General features: G+C 41.8%; 15 protein-coding genes. 14 read left to right on the forward strand and 1 reads right to left on the reverse strand.

Annotated elements, in window-relative coordinates:
• Positions 1-215 precede the first annotated feature (215 nt).
• The 13 genes from ACYTXL_RS15465 (at position 216) to ACYTXL_RS15525 (ending at position 16,689) form a co-directional block, all read left to right on the forward strand.
• Positions 216-1,187: a glycosyltransferase gene (locus tag ACYTXL_RS15465; protein ID WP_461925504.1), complete on the forward strand. Its 972-nt coding sequence runs from the start codon at positions 216-218 to the stop codon at positions 1,185-1,187.
• Between the two features lie 108 nt (positions 1,188-1,295).
• Positions 1,296-3,167 carry an ABC transporter ATP-binding protein gene (locus ACYTXL_RS15470; RefSeq protein WP_461925505.1) on the forward strand — a complete coding sequence of 624 codons (1,872 nt, stop codon included), beginning with the start codon at positions 1,296-1,298 and terminating at the stop codon, positions 3,165-3,167.
• Positions 3,168-3,401: 234 nt separating this feature from the next.
• The gene (locus ACYTXL_RS15475; RefSeq protein ID WP_461925506.1) at positions 3,402-4,370 is read left to right on the forward strand and encodes a hypothetical protein; all 969 of its coding nucleotides are present in this window, start codon (positions 3,402-3,404) and stop codon (positions 4,368-4,370) included.
• Positions 4,371-4,921: 551 nt separating this feature from the next.
• Positions 4,922-5,764, forward strand: a complete 843-nt coding sequence (locus tag ACYTXL_RS15480; protein ID WP_461925507.1) for a glycosyltransferase family 2 protein — start codon at positions 4,922-4,924, stop codon at positions 5,762-5,764.
• Between the two features lie 158 nt (positions 5,765-5,922).
• On the forward strand, positions 5,923-7,143 hold the full coding sequence (locus ACYTXL_RS15485) for a glycosyltransferase (protein ID WP_461925508.1): 1,221 nt from the start codon (positions 5,923-5,925) through the stop codon (positions 7,141-7,143).
• 185 nt (positions 7,144-7,328) lie between these two features.
• Positions 7,329-8,336 (forward strand): glycosyltransferase family 10 domain-containing protein, encoded by a 1,008-nt coding sequence (locus tag ACYTXL_RS15490; RefSeq protein WP_461925509.1) that lies wholly within the window; start codon positions 7,329-7,331, stop codon positions 8,334-8,336.
• A gap of 122 nt (positions 8,337-8,458) precedes the next feature.
• A complete protein-coding gene (locus ACYTXL_RS15495; RefSeq protein ID WP_461925510.1) occupies positions 8,459-9,697 on the forward strand; it encodes a glycosyltransferase family 4 protein in 1,239 nt (412 codons plus the stop codon).
• A gap of 549 nt (positions 9,698-10,246) precedes the next feature.
• Positions 10,247-12,046 carry a GumC family protein gene (locus ACYTXL_RS15500; protein WP_461925511.1) on the forward strand — a complete coding sequence of 600 codons (1,800 nt, stop codon included), beginning with the start codon at positions 10,247-10,249 and terminating at the stop codon, positions 12,044-12,046.
• 318 nt (positions 12,047-12,364) lie between these two features.
• Positions 12,365-13,036 (forward strand): sugar transferase, encoded by a 672-nt coding sequence (locus ACYTXL_RS15505; protein ID WP_461925516.1) that lies wholly within the window; start codon positions 12,365-12,367, stop codon positions 13,034-13,036.
• Positions 13,037-13,078: 42 nt separating this feature from the next.
• Entirely contained in the window at positions 13,079-13,312 is a 234-nt protein-coding gene (locus ACYTXL_RS15510) for a hypothetical protein (RefSeq protein WP_461925512.1), read from the forward strand.
• Between the two features lie 664 nt (positions 13,313-13,976).
• Positions 13,977-14,156 (forward strand): DUF3172 domain-containing protein, encoded by a 180-nt coding sequence (locus ACYTXL_RS15515; protein ID WP_461925513.1) that lies wholly within the window; start codon positions 13,977-13,979, stop codon positions 14,154-14,156.
• 911 nt (positions 14,157-15,067) lie between these two features.
• Positions 15,068-16,087 (forward strand): RNA polymerase sigma factor, RpoD/SigA family, encoded by a 1,020-nt coding sequence (locus ACYTXL_RS15520; protein ID WP_461925514.1) that lies wholly within the window; start codon positions 15,068-15,070, stop codon positions 16,085-16,087.
• Positions 16,088-16,194: 107 nt separating this feature from the next.
• Entirely contained in the window at positions 16,195-16,689 is a 495-nt protein-coding gene (locus ACYTXL_RS15525) for an ureidoglycolate lyase (RefSeq protein WP_461925515.1), read from the forward strand.
• A 689-nt stretch (positions 16,690-17,378) separates the two neighbouring features.
• Here the strand turns inward: ACYTXL_RS15525 and alaS are convergent.
• Positions 17,379-20,123: an alanine--tRNA ligase gene (alaS, locus tag ACYTXL_RS15530; protein ID WP_461921484.1), complete on the reverse strand. Its 2,745-nt coding sequence runs from the start codon at positions 20,121-20,123 to the stop codon at positions 17,379-17,381.
• Positions 20,124-20,380: 257 nt separating this feature from the next.
• Between alaS and ACYTXL_RS15535 the strand changes: the two genes are divergently transcribed.
• The gene (locus ACYTXL_RS15535; protein WP_461921485.1) at positions 20,381-20,581 is read left to right on the forward strand and encodes a heavy-metal-associated domain-containing protein; all 201 of its coding nucleotides are present in this window, start codon (positions 20,381-20,383) and stop codon (positions 20,579-20,581) included.
• The last annotated feature ends 461 nt before the right edge of the window (positions 20,582-21,042 follow it).

The following is a 21,042-nucleotide window of genomic DNA, read 5'->3' on the forward strand; positions in this document are numbered from 1 at the left end:
CATAAAATTAGCAAAAAAGGTGGTTATCGGATTAAATTTTGTACCTACTTTTTGGGGCAAGAATAAGTGATTCTTTTTAAGATGACGCAATCGCTACCCAAAAAATTCTGTTTCTTACCTCGATTTCCGCAAAATGTCACTGATCAATTCTGAAGTTCTCTTATAAAGACAGGAAATTGCTAGCTGCCTTATCCTAGTTTGCAACCATTTTTCCTATGAAATCTCAAACCGACAATCTACTTGCAGTATCGCCTAGTGAAAAAGTTCCCTGTATTTCGGTTGCGATTTGCACTTATAATCGCGCGGATCGGCTGCAACTCGCCCTAGAAGCCTTATGCCATCAGACCTTAGAAGCATCCCGATTTGAGATTTTGGTAATAGACAATGCCTCAACGGATAGCACCCACAGCGTGTGTCAAGCCTTTGAGACGGCTCTGCCCCAGTCACGCTATGTCTTTGAGCCGGTTCAAGGATTATCAAAAGCACGGAACACTGCTGTACAGGAAGCAAAGAGTTTATACATTGCCTTTCTTGATGACGATGCCATTCCTTGTCCTAGTTGGCTGGCTTCTCTGCTGCACGCATTCCAAACTGTGCAGCCTGAACCTGTTTGTGTCGGTGGATTGATCCGCCCGCTTTGGGAGTTACCTAAACCGGATTGGGTTTGCCCAACAATGGAAAGTCTGTTTACGATCCTTGATGGCGGCGATCAGCCTCGCTGGTTCCGTCCCAATGAGTTTCCTTGGGGCGCAAATGTAGCTTACCAGCGTGATGCGCTCTTGAAAATCGGCGGCTTTCACGAGAAGCTAGGGCGCAGAGGTAAGAGTCTACTTTCCGGCGAAGAATATTTACTCAATGCTACTCTCCAGAATCAGGGAGGGGGTTTCTATTACCATCCCGAAGCCGCGATCGAGCATTGGATTCCTAAAGAACGCATTGATCCTGAATGGTTAGTGCGGCGCAACTTTTGGCAAGGGCGCTCAGTTGCATTGATTGAACATATGTTGGGTAAATCGAGAATTCGACAGCAAATCAGTAGTTTGTGGAGACTCCTGCTAGCGTTGCTTGATTCTTGGAAACTTATCAACCCGTTTGAGTCAGCTTTGCAAATCCGTATTCCGCTAAAGATGGAATTATCCCTACGTTGGGGATATTTTGTAGAAACTTGGTTGCGTCCTTTTACTTGAGCGATCGCTGATTAAATTGTGCAGCGTTCATCGTCACGGATGATTTTGACTGCTCACCGACTAACTAACTATTGTCAGTTTAACATTTAGACAGTTTAAGAATTTATTGTGAAAAGTAGAAGCCTTCGATTGGGTCGCCGCCAAAACCGCAAAAAACTCGGGTGGAATTTCCCATTGAATTCCCACTGGCAAAGTATGGAACGCCTGGTGCGTATGGGCATGAAAGTTCCTCGCCAACGTCTTTATCTGGGAATGATAGCAATGATCTTAGCGGCGCTGCTAGACGGCGTAGGCATCGGTCTGACCATTCCCTTTTTGCGGCTGCTGCTCAATGAGGGAAATGGCATTCACCTGCCTGCGGGGATTTTGCCAGGTGTTGATCTCTGGGTAAGTCAACAGCCTAAAGCAACGCTGATCGGACTTTTGGTGTTGACAATGCTAGTATCGCTTGCCCTAAAAAGCTACTTTAGCTACATGGCTGAAGTTTTAACTAGCGTTTATCGCGAGAAACTCATCGCTTTATTTAGAATGCGCCTTTACGAGAAATATATCAACGCACCGATCGCATTCTTTGATAACCAAAAGTTAGGCACGTTGTCAAGCACCCTAGGAGAAGTGATTAGCATTAACATTATGCTGTCATTTCTGATTTCATTGATCACTGCTGGTTTTATTTTAATGGCCTATCTCGGAACTATGGTGCTGGTTTCGTGGCAACTAACGCTGCTGATTGTCGTGCTGATTGGCAGTGTGGGCTTAGGGTTAAACCAACTGCTGCATCGAATTAGAAAGTTTGGTAAAGCAGTAGTTAATGCGCGACATGATCTTAACATTCGCATTCTCGATACCTTGGCGGGCATCCGCGTTGTAAAATCTTACGCAGCAGAACGCTACGAGTTAGATCGCTTTGAACGCATCTCCAATGAAGTCACAGACACTAGCATACTAGTTGCTAAAAAAGTTGGACTAGTCGAGCCGTTGACTGAGTTTTCCACTATGGCAGTAGCTATGGTGATTTTAATGGTTAGCTATGTACTGCTGATTTCGCGAGGGTTGCTGTCAACCTCTGAACTAATGGCATTCATGCTGACGCTGATCAAGGTTGTGCCAGTCACAAAACGGATTAATACCGCGCGCGGCGCAATTCATCAATATCTGCCTTCGGTGAGTATTGTGTGTGACGCACTGTTTTCTACGCAATCTGAGCAACCTCAGTCAGGCTTACGCAATTTTTCCCATCTGCGCGAGGGAGTTCACTTTCGCAAAGTCAGCTTTGGTTACAACGATCGCACAACGATTCTCAAAGATATTGATTTAGACATTCCCTGCGGTCAGACTATAGCGTTGGTTGGCTCATCTGGAGCCGGTAAGTCAACGGTGGCAGCACTTTTACCACGTTTTTATGACGTGACAAGAGGTACGATTTATATTGATGGCGAAGATATTCGGAATTATGATGTTGCGTCGTTACGGCGGCAATTCGGAATCGTCAGCCAAGACACATACATTTTCAATGCTTCGATTCGCGATAACATTGCCTATGGTCTCGAAACGGTAAGCGATGATGCGATCCTCAAGGCTGCTTCTTTAGCCAATGCGGATGAATTCATTCAGCAATTACCGCGTGGTTATGATACCCTAATAGGCGATCGAGGTGTACAGCTTTCGGGTGGTCAGCGTCAACGTCTCTCAATCGCACGCGCAATTCTGCGAGACCCAGAAATTCTGATTCTTGATGAAGCAACCAGCGCACTAGATTCTCAGTCTGAACGGCTTGTGCAAGAAGCCATTGAGCGCTTACGCCAAAATCGAACCGTCATTGTCATTGCCCACCGCTTGTCTACGATCCGCAATGCAGATTGGATCATCGTTATGAAGAACGGTGAAATCGTTGAGGCAGGCACTCACGATCAACTGCTCAACAATCAGGGTATTTACTGGTCTTTTCATAACGTGCAATCTATACCGATGTCATCATAAACCCATACAGTTGGGTTTCCCTTTTGTTTTCTTTTTAAGTAGTAAAGAACAAATTTAATACCAATTTTAAAGAGGAAAATGAGTAGGTCTTTTTTCAAAAATACAATCGGATTCCTCTAGAAGCCGATTCCCGATTCCCAATCCCAAATCCAAAAGGGTATAAGTTATTGGACATCTAATCCTACAATAACAGTGTTACTGTTGTGTTCCATTGAATTCTCCACCCACTGTATTATGCGCTTATCTATAAATAAGACAATGCAATCTGCGATCGCCCGAATTGCATTTGTTGCCTCAATCGTTGTGCTCGGTAGTTGTTTCGCTCAAAACTCGCCCTTGATAACGGTTAATGCAGCAAATACCTCCCTTTCAGGTAAACTTAGTTTCACTCAAGACCAATATAATGCAGCTATAAATTGGGATTTTGCGGGGGAAAATGGCAAATTCCAGTCCAATCCTTCTTTACCCAGTGCAGGATATCCCTGCGGAGTACCTAATGGCTACGGATGGAAGTTTAGCATTAGCAGTAGTGAAAATGTTCCAATCCTTGTTGCAGGAAGGGGTCTCCAATTAGCAGGCGCAGGTTATGACCAAATATACAATGCGTGTACTGGTCCCAATACTCGTAAATCTATGCCTAATGCTCGAATCGAGTTGACTGACATTGTTGTAGACTATTATTCAATCAGCCAAAATACATGGGTCAGGGCAGTCAAACAGACTGTAAGTGGATCTGCCTTTGCCGAAGACTTTGTCAATAATCAGTCCACCGGAGCTGATTACAGAGGCGAAGCACAAGGGCATAACTCTGTACGGTCTGGGATTGGCAATGCTGCTGGTAGCGCTGGAGGTACCACTGGTCGTTTTGTAGAGGATGGTCCAGTTGGCTATAACTTCCATGGCTTCCCCTATAGGTTTAATATCGTCTGGTCAGATGTCAAGGCTGTGGTCGTTTCTCAAGCCATGCGTTGTATTCCCCATCAGGGTACTGACTTAAGCGATTGCAACAAATTGGGGTACATCGCGAGTGTCGGTATTGATTCTTGGGCAACCACTACAAGTCCCTTTGATGGATTTGTAACTCACGGTGGAGTAAGCTCAGGAAGATTTAAGCCAGTTACCACTGATTGGCAAATATTTACCAATTACACCGGACCCAAAGATTTTGCGGGTATTACGCCTCCGCCCGTGCCTCAGTTCTAGACTATAGCATTTCTCATTTGGATGCAGTACGCTTTTACCCCATCCTCACCGCAGTCCTACGGTGTACACACATCGCTCGTCTTGCAGGCTATCTTCAACATGGAGATAAAACTCTTATTAGTATCCAGTTACTGTGGCGAGGTTGGTTAAAATTGCACGACCTCTGTCAGTGCTTGTCGGTTTAGACTATATGCTCCCTAGCCTTTCTAAGAGGATATTTCAAAAGTCCTGAGTGATGTAGCAGATACTTTTAGATCCCCCTAAATCCCCCTTGAAAAGGGGGATTAATAAATGCCCAAAGTCACAGCCAACCACTGTTAAAACAACCTCTAAGGAAGGAACTAAAGCCCCTTTTTTAAGGGGCTTTGGTGGATCTAATAATTTTGTTTCATTCCTTAACCAAGTAGTATTGCCACCTCTGCTTACTCCTCTTGTTAAAAGCTACACAGCATATTTATAAGAAATAGCTTAAGGGAACGTAAACTACTCAATGAGACTACTAGTTAAATGAATATAAATTGAATACTTTAATGTAGTTAATCAGTAAAAAAATGGCAAGAAAAATTGTTATTGCTGGCACAGTTCGTAACGGTGAAAAAGGTTTACACAAAGCATTTAAAACCTTAGATAAAATCTCAGTATTATTCGATCAATGCAAATTTATAATTATTGAGAGTGATTCTAACGATAAAACTATAGAGATGTTAAAGGATTATCAAAGAAAAAATCCAAATATTATGATAGTTTCTTTAGGCTCTTTGTTGAATGATTTACCATTAAGAACACATAGAATTGCCTATTGTAGGAATAAGTTTTTAGAAATAATCGAGAGTTGTCATAAGTTAAGAGCCTTTGATTACCTGGGCGTTTTTGATATGGACGGTATTAATAACCTTCTTAGCCCTAAAAGTGTTTTCAGTTGCTTTAAATATGATAATTGGGATGTCATGACTGCAAACCAACTCATAAAGTATTATGATATTTGGGCTTTGAGACATCCACAATGGTGCCCAGGAGATTGCTGGACTGAAATTAACGCTAGCAAAGATATATTTGGATATATCCCTTGTCAAAAATTATTTATTAAAACACGGCAAATGTTTATTCCTAAAGAGACACCACCTATCGAAGTTGAATCTGCATTTGGTGGATTTGCACTTTATAAGATGAACTCAATTTTAGGTTGTAGATATAGCGGCGGAAATGACAATAATGAAGTTTGTGAACATGTTGAATTTCATAGACAAATTAGAAAAAATGGAGGAAAAATTTATATTAATCCCCAACTAATTAATTCTTATGGAAACACACCATATGATTCCTGGTCAGATTTAATGCGCCCGAGAACTTTAACCTATTTAATCAAGTCAGAGTTAATGAAAATGATAAAATAACGCTTTATATAAATCAAAACATTAATCTACTTTAAACAGTTCTATTTGCCTATAGATACTGGCTTTGTTAAGGTAGGCGAAAAAACCATGTTTTTATCCTTCAAAAGTAATATTTAGTTATCACGATACACCATAATAATTCTTCATATCAGAGACTCATGCGTAGACCTGTTGTAACGGTTTTTTATCAATTTGACCCGTGGAGCAAGAGTTTAGGCGGTATCCAGACTGTCATTCGCTCTTTCATCAAGTATGCACCTGACACTTTTGAGGTGCGGCTAGTCGGAACTCAAGTAGAGAAGCGGGTTGAACCCGGAATCTGGCAAAAAATGAATTTGATGGGTCGAAATATTCAGTTCATGCCTTTATTTACACAACCGAAAGAAAACGGCAAAAGTTTTATTCCAGACTCGGTTCGCTATACTGCTGCATTGTTTCGTCGTTACATCGTGTCGGACTTTATGCACTTTCATCGGCTAGAAGCGACGCTAGCGACACGGCACTGGGTAGGAGACAAAACCCTGTTTATTCACACCGACATTCAACAACAGATCCAACCCTCTGGCCAGAAAGGCAGTATCCTTTGGCAGTATTTTCCATCTGCTTATTTTGCGATTGAACGTCAAGTTGTGCCTCAGTTTACCGAAATTTTTTCTTGCAACACTGCTTCGGCAGCCTTTTATAAAGAGCGCTATCCGATGTATGCCGATCGCGTGCAATATCTGCGAAATACGGTTGATGATGATGTGTTCTTTGCACTGTCTGCAACCGAGCGTGTACAAGCTCAACGAGCGCTTGCGCGAGCGCTTGGTCTTAAAGAGCAGACTCGATTCATTCTGTTTGCGGGTAGGCTGCACGCCCAGAAAGATCCTTTGTTACTAATCCAAGCAATGGCAATACTTGCCGATGCCAACGCTCACTTACTGATTGCTGGAGAAGGCGATCTGGAAAACCCGATTCGCGCCGAAATTGCCCGCCTCAACTTGAGCGATCGCATCACGATGTTAGGAGGACAACCACAAAGCGAATTAGCAAAACTACAACGTGTTGCCAGTGTCTTTGTACTGTCAAGCGTCTATGAAGGCTTACCAGTTGTAGTATTAGAAGCGCTCTCCAGTGGTACACCCATCGTCACAACTGATTGCGGTGAAACGCCCAACTTGCTCACGCCTCAATCTGGCGTAGTTTGCAAGGAACGAACATCTGAAGCGCTGGCTGCTGCTATCGAGCAAGTGCTTGCCTGCCCGCAAAATTTTCCAGTAGAAGCCTGTACTGATGCAGCTAAACCTTTTCACGCCAGCGCAATCGTCAAAGACGTTTGTGCCAGAATGATGCAGCGTTGGCAGGCACGCCAAGTACACAAACGATTGTCTGCCTAAAACTGCTGATTTAACTCAGCTTGAGTAGCATTGCCTGGCGTTGCTAAATCATGGGATGATTTCGCCAAGTTTGTCACGAATTTTCAATGGTTTCAACCGCAAATTCATCCCGCATTTATGCAAAGCCGCATTGCCTCTATTCAATAGATTTTCTTTTTACTATTCTCTAAGAGTCTTTCATCGCCATGCAAGTTCAGCTCACAGCCAAGCTAGAAAAGTTAGCTCATGCTATTCAAAAGCGTAAGGTTTTAGGATTGTCTGCCAGCGACAAGGAAAAACGAGGAATTGAAGTCACAGTTCGCTTGATTTCTAACTTTCCAACACTTTGGGAAAGAATCACCGATCAAACTCCCAAAGGATCTTGTCAGTGGGGAAACACATTGTTTTTGGGAGAAGGAGAGGCAGATCTATACGTAATCTTAAATACGAGTACGCACGATTATGCAGGAAACCCTTTACCTGTGATCGACTTACCTACGCCAGATAAAGTGTGGGGCTTACACATGGAACCACCGGACTATGTCGAACTGTTTCGCTTGGATCAACCGAATGAACATCACAAAATTTCACGTTTTTATACCAACTGCCCAGATCTATATGAACGATACCCAACTAAATATGTGCCTTCCCCACCCTACGTTTTGATGCATGTTGATCGTAGTTGGGACTTTCTTGCGAAAGCTTCCTTACCTCAAAAGACGGAAACGCTGTGTATGATTTCTTCGGGTCTCAAAACTTTAGAAGGGCATAAAGCGCGGTTGGACTTTATTGAACGCTTAGTTTCTAGCAATTTAGAGTTTTCGCTTTGGGGAAGAAGCAATCAATTCAATAAATATTCAAATTATCGGGGAATTGCACCAACAAAATGGGAAGTCCTTTCTCCTTGTAAATACTCGATTGTTGTCGAAAACAGTATTGTTCCTTTTTACTGGACTGAAAAAATTGCAGACTGTCTGCTTTCTTTCTCTCTACCGCTATATTATGGCAGCCCAAATGTAAACAAGTATTTACCTGAAGAGTGCTATATTCCAATTGATATTCACGATCCAAACTGCTCGGAAAAGATTAAAGAGATTATTGAATCTGGTGAATATGAAAAACGCCTCCCTGCTATCTTAGAAGCTCGCAATAAGATTCTTTATGAGCAAAATTTATTTGCTTTTTTAGATCGAGAAATAAAAGCATATTTCTAAGATATAGAGAATCAATAACTTATCTCATAATACTTTTTTGAGTCCAATTTATTTTTTAAATTGGTCTAATTTAAGTGCGGATTAGTATTATTTTACAAAAGTTTCATTTATCTGAATAGAACATGAAGATTGCAGTTATCGGTGCAAAAGGGTTGCCCCCAGAAGAAGGCGGTATCGAACATCATTGTGCAGAAATTTATCCACGCATGGTTGCTCAGGGTCACTCGGTAGACCTCTTTGCTCGCTCTTTTTACACAAGAATGCCTGCATTTAGACAATATGATTTCAAAGGAGTTCGAGTGATTTCTCTACCGTGTCCCAAAGTGGGCGGTTCAGATGTAATCATTAGCTCAGCATTAGGCGCTATGCTAACAGCTGGAGATTATGATATTGTTCACTTTCATGCTTTAGGACCATCGTTATTCAGTTGGTTAACGCGCATGATCTCACCAGCTAAGGTTGTGGTCACTTGTCACGGTTTAGACTGGCAACGTGCGAAATGGGGAAAACTGGCGCGGTTGTCTATCTTGCTGGGTGAAAAAATTGCTGTTTCCAGTGCCCATGAAATGGTTGTAGTGTCTGGTGCATTGCAATCATACTTTATTAACAACTACAGTCGAGACTCTGCCTATATTCCTAACGCCCCAGCCAGCTATCCTGCTTCTGATACTAAATTTACTTGGACTTCCTCGTTGGGTTTGGAGCGAGGACGGTACATGGTCTTCTTAGGCCGGCTGGTTCCTGAAAAGTGTCCTGATCTGTTGATAAAAGCATTTCAATCACTTCAAAAATCAGGTTGGAAACTGGTTTTAGTCGGAGGAGATGATTCTCCCACCTTTAAAGCAAAGTTGCTCAGTTTAGCTAACAACAATCCAAATATTCTTTTTACTGGTCCACTCTTGGGTGCTCGCCTGGCGGAAATTGTGAGAGGATCGGGGTTGTTTGTGCTACCTTCAAATATTGAAGGATTACCGATGGCAATGCTAGAAGCTATGGCAGAGGGTGTTCCAATTATTGCCAGCGATATTTTGCCTCATAGGCAACTTCTCGGACAAAATCGAGGCGTACTTTTCCGGAAAGGAGATGTTAATTCATGTATTGAGAAGCTAGATTGGGCAATCCATAACACTCAAGAAATTGAAAAATTTGCTGAACAAGCAAAAATTTATGTAAGCGCGAACTATAACTGGGAGCAAATTACAAACAAGTTTATTGATCTGTACAATAGAATCTCAACAAAACCACTTACTGTTCCTACTTCGACACTAACCTCACTATATGCAGATCAGGTAAAATCTGCTACATTGATGGAGTCAGCACTCGCTACTAAGTATTTGGAAGCAGACAGTAATCTAAATTAGTGAAGATATCCACATTCGGTGAAGTCAACACAGCATCAAAAATAGACACTCTTCTACAATTTATAGCCTTGACTATTTCTCTCAAAAGCTATGAATATTGGAGAATAAAAGCTGGAAGCGACAACAATGCAATCCTCAATCCAGCCTATTAATAGCTTCGATAGTACGAAAAATATTTCTCATAACAGGAAAGATTTCATGAAAAGTATGCCAGCCTTAGCGTTCTCACTAAAACGCAATTTTTGGAGTGCGCTTGCTTCGTTTGCCTCGGTGCTCGTCGTATCATATTTGTACTTAAAAACGACCCCACCAGTTTACGAAGGTTCAGCTCGGTTGATTCTTGATGATCGAAGAGTTAGCATTTCTGATCTAGGCCAAGCGTTAGCGGCAAATACAACCTCAGGAAATGCAAACCCGATTGCAACTCAAGCGGAATTAGTTTCCTCGAAGCGCGTTTTAAAACGAGCATTGGAGATGCTATCTCATAAAAAATTATCTTATAAAATTACCTCAATTGATAAAATTGGTTCTAGACTCAGAGTAAAAATTGTGCCCGCTACCAATATTCTGGAATTGCGATACAAGGATTCAGATCCAGAGTTAGTTGCAGCTATGTTAAACGCGATATCTAACGCAATGGTGCAAGAAAATGGAGAGTCCATTCGTCAACAAGCTTCCTCAGTTCGGAAGTTTATTGAGGGGCGAATCCCGGAGCAGCAAGAAAAGCTAGCGCGTGCGGAAACGGCTGAAAGTCGGTTCAAACAAGCTAACAGCATTGTTTCTCTGGAAACTCAAGATACCAGTTTGACTAACAGCTTAACCGCTTTGGAAGATCAAGAACGCACATTGATGGCACAACTTGAAGAAGCACAACGAAAAAGTGAACAACTTCAAAAAGTTATTGGCAGCAAAAATATTCAAAGTGCTTATACAGCATCACGTGCTGGTCAAGATGACGAACTTAAAGGTTTGCGAGCTAGGCTTATTGAACTAGACTCGCAAATTATTGAGGCTCGGGGTCGTTTCTCCGATCAACATCCATCAGTGATTAACTTGCTTCAAAAGCGAGATGAGATACGCGCTCTATATAATCAAAGTCTTAGGCGGATTGTTCCTGTTGAATCATCGATTCCTGCAAACGAAGTTGCATCTGATGACTTGAGCCGTAGCTTGATCTCTACGTACATTGCGGGTGAAATTGAGTACAACGCATTAATAGATAAGCTAAAAGTTATCAGAAGCCAAAAAGTTGCTTTGCAATTGCGCGTGACTGAGTTACCTGCTAAACAACGAATTCTCTCTGCTTTAGTCCGTAGGCACGAACAGGAAGCTGCAACTCTCAAGTTACTACAAAATAAGTTAGAAGAAGCACAAATCGCGGAAGCGCAACTCGTCAGTAATGTTCATATTGTCGGGCTGGCTTCCGTTCCGACTTTGCCTGCAAACCCGAAGCCAATGGTTATTTTGCTGTTAGGAACAACAGCAGGTTTAGTGTTAGCGATCGGTGTAATTCTTTTGGGTGAAATGCTAAATACAAAGATTGGCAGCGCAGAGGAAGTAGAAGATCAGATTAAGCTACCAGTGTTGGGAAATCTTACCGAGCGATTACGAATACAACCGGGTCAGTTAAACCGCTTTTTGAACAATCCAAAAGCAGTTGAACCTTATCGTCGGTTGCTCAAAAAGTTACAACTCAATAACAAAAACCAGCTGAAGTCTATTATCATCAGTAGTAGTATCAGTGGCGAGGGAAAATCGAGTGTCTGTGTCTATTTAGCAAGTGCAGCAACAATGTTATCTAAAAGAACACTGCTGATTGATGCTGATTTGACTAATCCATTACAGCACTACTTTTTTAACTTGTCGGCTCAGCCTGGTTTAACTGATGCTGTATGTGAAGAAGCATCGCTGCTGTCTGTAGTACAACACACTGAGATCGAGGGTCTTGATGTATTGACATATGGCGGATTTCCCAATCGTCATGTGCAAGTTATAGAAGCGACGGCGATGAAAAAATTGATTGCAACTGCAATGACCCTTTATGATTTAGTAATTATCTGTACTTCACCTTTACGTGAATACACTGATGCAATGACCTTAAGTGGTGAGACGGATGGAGTTGTGTTAGTTGTGCGCCCTGACTTTACGCCTAAAGCGATCGCACAGCAAATGATTGATGATTTACAACGCAGTGGTACTTCGATTTTAGGAACAGTAATCAATGTGACTCCTGACCCCATAAACCTCTTGCGTGCATCAAACAAAGAGGGTAAGCTCATGATGGAAGAAACGCCAAAACATGAGATTAAAGCAAACAAAGGCGATCACTTCCAACATACTGAGGGATAAAGGTTTTTTTAAACATATACAATATAGTATAAATACTATATTGTATACACAATAAAATATCGACAAATCAGTGATTTGATTATTAATCGGAAGAATCTTCAATCATTCATACTTGATAAATCGTAATTCGTAATTAAAGCCAGTTACTAATACCTCTGCCAATTTACAAGCTGAAGCGAAAACCACGTACAGACGAGGGTAATTAAACCCAAAAATTAAGCAAATGCAAGAATTTTGAATTGTTAACATTTTTACGCACCTTTATTTCTCTACTTAAACCTATTAGCAACATAGACTCACTTTAGTTTGTCAAGAATGATGTACCCTAAACAATTACGCAGCATTATTCAAAGTGCTACCATTAGAGAATTACAATTTACTCCACATATCTCAGTAAAGTCTAAATTTAAACGTTGTTTAGACATTATAGGTAGCTTACTAGGATTAATAGTTCTAGCCATTGTATTTGTACCTGTAGCGATTGCGATTAAAATTGATAGTCCCGGTCCTATTTTCTTCACTCAAGAACGCTATGGACTTCAAGGTTGCTCGTTTGTGATTCGCAAATTCCGTTCGATGGTGAGCAATGCAGAGCAATTAAAGTCTTTAGTTAACAATGAAGCTAACGGATTAATATTCAAAAACAAAAATGATTTCCGAGTAACCAAGGTGGGTCAATTTTTGAGGCGTTCTAGTCTTGATGAACTACCTCAGTTTTGGAATGTTCTAGTAGGTGAAATGAGTTTGGTAGGAACACGTCCGCCCACACCTGATGAAGTTGTCCATTATACTAAACGCCACTGGCAACGTTTAAATGTCAAGCCTGGTTTAACTGGCGAATGGCAAATAAATGGTCGGTCTAAAGTCACAGATTTTGAACAAATAGTTGACTTAGATTTGCAATACCAAAGAAATTGGCACCGCTTATATGACTTATGGTTAATTAGCAAAACTTTTTACGTAATTTTTCACCGAATTGGCGCTTTCTAAGCTGACGCACTTAACCAGATTCAAGGCAAAGCTTTCGACTTCTTGAAAATATATGTCACTCTTGAACCTTGCTCTTTTCATGGACGCACACCTGCATATGCTTTAGCGATCGCTGAAGATCCTCATATACATGAAATATATGTATCTATAGTTGATCCAGACCCCTGTAATAATGGTCAAGGATTGGACATTCCTAGAAAATCAGGAAAGACAGTTAATGTCGGGTTATGCGCCAATAAGGTGAATGCTTTTCTTAACCAATATCTAATAAAGTGATGGTTGAAAAGTTAGGTTAAAATTGCAACCTTGTACCATTTTACCAAAAATATTTGCAATAAGTCAATTATTTATATATAGCAGTAGACAGACAGCTTAGGACATTCGCAAACCTTAAGAGAGCGGCTGTCACAGCTATCCATAGCAGAATTGTCCTAACCATTATGGCAGCCGCTATAGATGCATAACTGACTGTGTAATTGTGTCAATTTAAGGTGAAAACTCGTTAAGAAATAAGAATTAAATAACATACAATTTATTTATGTCCTCAGATTTTCCATCACAATTTTTGTAGTTAACGACACCTATTATGTTGATTTTGTCAACTCTGCCGAAGCTTCTTTACTGCTGTCACCCCCTCAAAGTCTCCTTTACAGCCATGTTAGGAAAGATGTGGGTAATGGATAGTTTATAAGGAGAGGGATTGAGGGTGAGGTTTTGCATTTTATTTAATTCACGTTCCTTATTGGAGAAGTGGGAAATCTTGTCGTATCAGCCACCCACCTCTAAAGGTAAATCTTTTGACTTAAATTAGAATATTAATGGCGATGCCCTTCTCTACGAGACGCTACGCGAACGGCGCAGGTGTTACCCTGAGCTTGTCGAAGGGATCAGGGTAAGACTTACGGTGATAACAGAGCAGCGCCGAAGTGCGGTAAGCTAGGTGGGTATTGCTGTCTTGCCAAGTATTATCCTTGGTGCTAATGTTACCACTGTTAGTCTCGAAAATATCTCTAGGAATAATTCTATTGATAATACCGCATCCAATGCAGATATCTGCGTGCAGGATGACACAAGCGCAATTGTCCCAGATACCTGCGTCTTTGTCATCCTAAATCCCTAATTACAAGTATTTGACCGGACTCCTAAAGAAAGCTATTCTTGAGCAAGGGAGGATGAAAAGTGTTTGATTTCATGGTTAGCGATCGCCCGCTATGTACCCAGCTTGATATGATTAGATTATCTAGCAAAAAATTAGAGGTAAAAAATGTCCATTTTATATTTAATTAATTCCATTTAATCAGAATTACATGGAAGGATCACCAGACTATTAACAATTAAAAAAAATCTGTGGTTTAATAATTCGGAATTATCTTGGTATTTACTGTTAGTAATTTGTCTCTTAGGTAATGAAATTGTTGCTCGGTCAATTCTTCATTTTTTCCAAGAACTGTATTGCAATAGTTGAGTTAAAGCTTAACTCTTTGTCAAAGTCAATTTTTTTAACGTAGATGCAAAGCTGCTTGCTGCAAGCTACCGCAATCTCTACGAAAGGCTTCCGCCAACGCGTAGCGTCTCTAAAGAAAAACGCGTACTCCTACAGAGAAGCAAGCTACGTGTGGTCACTGAGCAGTTGGACAGGCTCACTGTGTCACCTTGCCGAAGTGCAGCGTCCGCACCAAAAGGAAGAGAAGGAAGAAATGCTTAACTGAACTGTATTAAACTATATTGGATAATTAAATTCGACATAATTGTGTTTGAAAATATGCAAAGTTCAATAATTAAAAAGTGTAATTACTTCAAAAGATATGCTGATGATACTTTGGGTAATTGATTTGTAACTGGTGATGATGTTAGTATTGTGGGGTGGGTTGATTTTGGGTTTTTTATCTCCAACAATTGACTTGTAATGTATCATAGATCAGAATTCATCAGTATTGCCAATTGAGCGATTAGCAGTGTGAAATGGCTAGGGGTTTGAATATCTAGACTTGATACCAGTAAATTGATGAGGTTACAGAAGAGCAAATAACCATGAGCAACTCAACATCTCCACATACCGAAGTTCAAAAAACCAAGAAAAAAACTTTAGCCGCAGATAAAAAACCTCGAGTTACAGATGATATTGTGCGTAGTTATCTGCAAGAGATCGGGCGTGTAGATTTGTTGACTCGTGAACAAGAGGTTATTTTTGCCCAACAAGTGCAGCAGATGATAAATTTACTAGCTGCTAAGGAAGAATTGGCTGTGAAATTAAATCACCAACCGACGCTGCCAGAATGGGCAGACCAGGTGGAGTTGGGTGTTGAGGTGTTAGAGCAACAGCTAAATTTAGGACATCAAGCCAAGCAGAAAATGATTCAGGCTAATCTCCGGTTAGTGGTAGCAGTGGCGAAGAAATACCAGCACCGCAACCTGGAATTTATGGATCTAATTCAAGAAGGGACTTTGGGTTTAGAGCGAGGGGTGGATAAATTTGATCCGGCTCTTGGTTATAAGTTTTCTACGTATGCTTACTGGTGGATTCGTCAAGGAATCACACGAGCGATCGCTCAACAAGGACGTACAATTCGTTTACCTATCCACGTCTTTGAGAAACTGAACAAAATTAAACGAGTGCAGCGAGAATTATCCCAACAGCTGGGTCGCATTCCCACTACTGGTGAAATTGCTAACGCCTTATCTTTGACACCCAGCCAAGTTCGAGAGTGTTTGTACTTGGCCCGTCAACCCTTCTCCTTAGAGGCGCGAGTTGGTGAACAACAAGATACAGAATTGCAGGACATATTGGAGGATGATGGTCCTTCTCCCGAAGACTATGCCGTTGAAGAATCTCTCCACGAAGACTTACAAGACTTGTTGGCAAAGCTGTCTCCCCAGCAGCGAGAAATATTAACCTTGCGTTTTGGTCTGAGTGATGGATATGAACTTTCTTTAGCACAGATTGGCGATCGCATGGGTATTAGTCGAGAACGCGTGCGTCAAATAGAGCAAAAAGCTCTCAGTCTCCTCCGACGCCAAAAGGAACAAGTACGTAGTTATCTAGCTAGCTAAATAATTAATAATTCATCATGGAATTGTGTAATTATTAATTGTAAATTAATAATCATTGGTTATTTTTGGGGAAAATAAACCTAAGTAATCTCTCTCAAAAATTTGATATGAGCATATCAAAGACAGTGCAACAATTGCAGGCAGAATGGGTGACTTCTGAAAACTTTCGGCGTTATGGACAGGTGATTTTTGCAAGTCTTGATGGCAAAGTTGACGATGTGGAAGATGCCCAGTTAAACCTGCAAAACGGGATTCCCCGATTTTATGTTATGCGGTTGGAGAAGAACGGGCGAAAGTTTCATAAAATTACTCGCCATCTGCAATGCACTCAATGTCTGGGTTCTTTGTTAGGGAAGGATTGGTTAATTGCAGTTTGTCCTCCTGATAATGATGTGAATGAACCAGCATTAGAAGAGATTGCTGCTTTCCGCATTCCAGGGAATTGTTTTATTAAGCTACATCAGGGTACTTGGCACGCTGGTCCCCATTTTGACCATGAAGCTGTGGATTTTTATAATTTGGAATTAGCTGATACAAATATGGTGGATCATTTCACCCATGATTTTCTCAAGAGTCATCAATTAGAGTTTGAGATGGTTTAGGTGAGATTGGATTTAATTATAAGAATACTTGGTAAGTTTAATCAGTAATCAAGCGGACATGATAAGTAAGTGGGTCAAATTAAATATAAAACCTCACTCTCCCTCCGGCTTCCCTCTCCTTACCAAGGAGAGGGATTGAGGGTGAGGTTTTATCTTATATTTAATTGTACCTTCCTACTTATCCCTCTTCTGTCACTCTCCGAAAACATTTGCCTTTTCTAAAATCTAGAGCTTTTGTATAGCAAGCGATCGCGCGATTCTTTTCTAATAACAAATACAAGACCTATTTTTTTCTAATAGTATAGCTTGTATTGATTGCCTCATGAGGCTTCTAGCGATCGCCCTCCCGGAGAGTGACAGAAGGGGGTTATCACCGGATATGGAAAACCTCTCTCCTTGCAGGAGACGGGCTTTGAATTCTGCCCCTTCACTAATCTAGCGTGTACGCACAAGTCTCTCTTGAAGCAATTTACGCTTTATCGAATAGTCAAAAGAAACCTCACCCTGCTTTTGCTACGCAAAACTTGTCCCTCTCCTTGGTAAGGAGAGGGATGTCAGTCAGGACAGGGTGAGGTTTTTGATTTTGTTTTGGGTAATTCGATGACTTGTGTGTACACCGTAGCCGCTTCGGTGAGAGCAATGGAAGCCGGGTTCCAATAAGTCGCACATCGCGTAAGTTAGGAAGATGGTTAACCCAACGCGGACTTTAACTCACTTTTTGCTTGTGCCAACGCTTCTGGTAATTTACTCGCATCGCGTCCGCCTGCTTGGGCTAAGTTCGGTCTTCCACCGCCACCGCCACCACAGATTTTAGCGATCGCACCTACAAATTTACCAGCTTGTAAACCTTTTTTGTTGATCTCTTGACTAAAAGCTGCAACTATGCTAACTTTGCCTACTTCCGGAACAGAACCCAGCACCACTGCACCATTAGCGATTTTTTGCAGTAAACGTTCGGCGGCGGTTTTCAAAGATTCTGGATCAACATCTTCTAATTGAGCGACAATAATTTTATAATCGCCTACAGTTTCGGCTGTTTGTAGTAAGCTGTCAGATTTGGCGATCGCTAACTGTACCTTCAAGCTTTCTAATTCCTTCTGGCTGCTTCTGAGTTCGTTTTGCAGACTTGTGATTCTGTCTGGTAGTTCTTCGGGTTTAACTTTAAAGCGATCGCTCAAATCTTTAACTATTTTATCCCGAAGATCGAGATAATCCAGTATTGCCGGTCCCGAAACGGCTTCAATGCGCCGCACTCCAGAAGCCACACCAGCTTCGGAAATAATTTTGAACACGCCAATTTCAGCAGTATTACTGACGTGAGTCCCGCCGCACAGTTCCATTGATACGCTAGGAAAGTCAATCACCCGCACTTCTTCACCGTATTTTTCGCCGAACATGGCAACAGCACCCCTAGCTTTCGCCTCTGCTAAAGGTAATACTTCCACCTTTGCAGTATGTGCTTCAGCAATCCAAGTATTCACTTGTTCCTCAATTTGTTGGACTTCCTCTGCTGTCAACCCACGGGGACAATTGAAGTCAAAGCGCAACCTGTCAAAGGAAACCAGGGAACCAGCTTGAGATATGCCATCATCCACAATTTTCTTCAACGCCGCTTGCAACAAGTGCGTCGCGGTATGGTTAGCTTGGGCGCGACGCCGACAAGCCGGATCAATTTGGGCTGTAACATGATCGCCTACGCGCAGCGTACCGCGTTCGATGCGTCCAAAGTGAACAAAGAAATCAGATTCTTTCTTCATATCTTCCACCCGAACTAGGATACCATCACCAGAGATATAACCGCGATCGCCGATTTGTCCCCCAGATTCAGCATAAAATGGCGTTTTGTCAAGGACAATTTGCACCTGTGTCCCGGCTTCTGCTTCCTCTTGGGAAACACCTTCTACTAAAATCGCTTCGACTTTCGCCGTCGTTGCAGGTTGGGTATAGCCTAAAAATTCGGTGGCGTGGATGTGTTCTGCTAGTTTGTCGAGGGAACCTTGCACAGTTAAATCGATGGTTTCATGTGCTGCTTTGGCACGTTCCACCTGTTTTTGCATTTCGGCATTAAATCCCTCAACATCAACATCTAGCTCATTTTCTGCTGCAATTTCCTGCGTTAGTTCTAAGGGGAAGCCGTAAGTATCATAGAGGGTAAAAGCATCTAGTCCAGAAATATTTTGTTTTGGTAAACCGGAAACTTTTGGTTCTGGCAAACTAGAAATATTTGGTTCTGGCAAACCAGAAATATTTGGTTCTGGTGAAGAAGATGGACGATACTGCTCATCCTGTATTGGGGATATACGATTTATAATTTCTTCTAGCAGTTTTTCACCTCTATCCAAAGTTCTGAGGAAATTAGCTTCTTCCCGTTGCAACTCAGCTTTAATTGCTGCTTCCCGTTGGCGTACACTGGGGTAAGCTGATTCGGAAAGAGCGATCGCAGTTTCGGCAACTTGGGTGGTAAATTCGCCATCAATCCCAATTAATCGCCCATGACGCACCACCCGCCGAATTAACCGCCGCAACACATAACCTCGTCCCACATTCGAGGCGCGAATTTCATCAGCGATCATGTGGACAACAGAACGAACGTGATCACCAATGACTTTTAGAGAAACTTTGGTTTTTTTATCGCTTTTGTGGTAATCAATGCCAGCAATTTGGGCGGCTGTTTGGATGATAGGGAAAATTAGGTCAGTTTCGTAGTTATTGGGTACTTTTTGGAGAATTTGCGCCATTCTCTCCAAACCCATGCCGGTGTCGATATTCTTGTTTTGCAGTGGCGTTAAATTGCCTGACGCATCCCGGTTATATTGCATGAAGACGAGGTTGTAAAACTCGATAAACCGGGAATCGTCTTCTAAATCTATATTTTCGTCACCGCGTTCTGGGTGAAAGTCGTAATATATTTCGGAACAAGGACCACAAGGCCCAGTCGGCCCAGATACCCAAAAGTTATCATCTTCGCCTAAGCGTTTAATTCTCGCTATCGGCACACCGATTTGATCGCGCCAAATTCCAAAGGCTTCATCATCATCTTCAAAAACGCTGACTACGAGATTTTGGGGGGAAAAGCCAAAGATTTGTGTAGAGATTTCCCAACCCCAAGCGATCGCTTGTTCTTTAAAATAATCACCAAAGCTGAAATTACCCAGCATCTCAAAAAACGTGTGATGCCGTTTGGTGCGTCCGACATTTTCGATGTCGTTGGTGCGGATACACTTTTGCGAAGTCGTAGCCCGCTTAAATTCTGGTGTGCGCTGCCCTAAGAATATCGGCTTAAATGGTAACATCCCCGCGATCGTCAGCAGCACGGTTGGGTCTTCTGGCACGAGGGAGGCACTTGGGAGAATTTGGTGATCCCGTTGGGCAAAGAAGTTGAGAAATATGTTGCGAATTTCGTTACCGCTTAGGTAGTGGGGATTTGAAGACATAGGTTTTTAACTTTAGACTTTAGACTTTAAGAATTCCGCGTAGCGGCACTAAATAAGTGTATTTTCATAAATAGCTTTATATATTCTTGCATTTTGTTTCATATTACTGCTAGCAAATTGTGCCACTCGATGAGCTTTATGCAGTGATTAGGATGCTTTTACACCATTACCTGACTCTGGTAGGATACACGATCGCATTTTGATGATTAAGATTAATCCTGAAGAAATAATTGAAAATTTCCATATTGGGGTAACAAATGGCACTAAAACTAAAAGTATCAAATATTGCTTGTGAGAAATGTGCAGAAACAATTACTGAGTCTATCCACGTGATGGAACCTGATGCCAAGGTGAATGTCGATGTTAATGCTAAAACTGTCACCGTAGAATCCGCAGCTTCAGAGGAGTCAATCAAACAGGTAATTGTTGCTGCTGGTTACACTATTGAAGGTTATTGATCTGATTCTAGCTTTTCACAGAAGTTTAGATTTTAATATCTTAGGCGACGCCAACAAAATTTTTTCTATTATTTCCGCCCGTGGAAAAAGCGGAAACTAGAGGACAAGGGAGATAATTCTTCACGCCGTGTGCAACTTTACTCTCAAACCTAACCCCCAACCCCTTCCCTACGAGGGCTACCGTGTACACACAAGTGCAATTTCCAGTTAAGTCTCATAGCCTCTAAGATACCTCACCCTGGTTTTGCTATGCAAAACCTGTCCCTCTCCTTAGTAAGGAGAGGGATGTCCGATAGGACTCCTTGAGGTTTTAGAGGACTTTTGGGTAATCGGATAATTTGTCTCTACAGGAATGGAAGTGAGGTTGTGACATCTCCTACACTGACCTGATTACAGGTTCAGTGTAGGCTTCCAAGACAATCCGGCTATCGCTTAGGAGGCTCTTGGCTTTAAGTGCGGAA

The sequence above is a fragment of the Nostoc sp. genome (assembly GCF_054880495.1).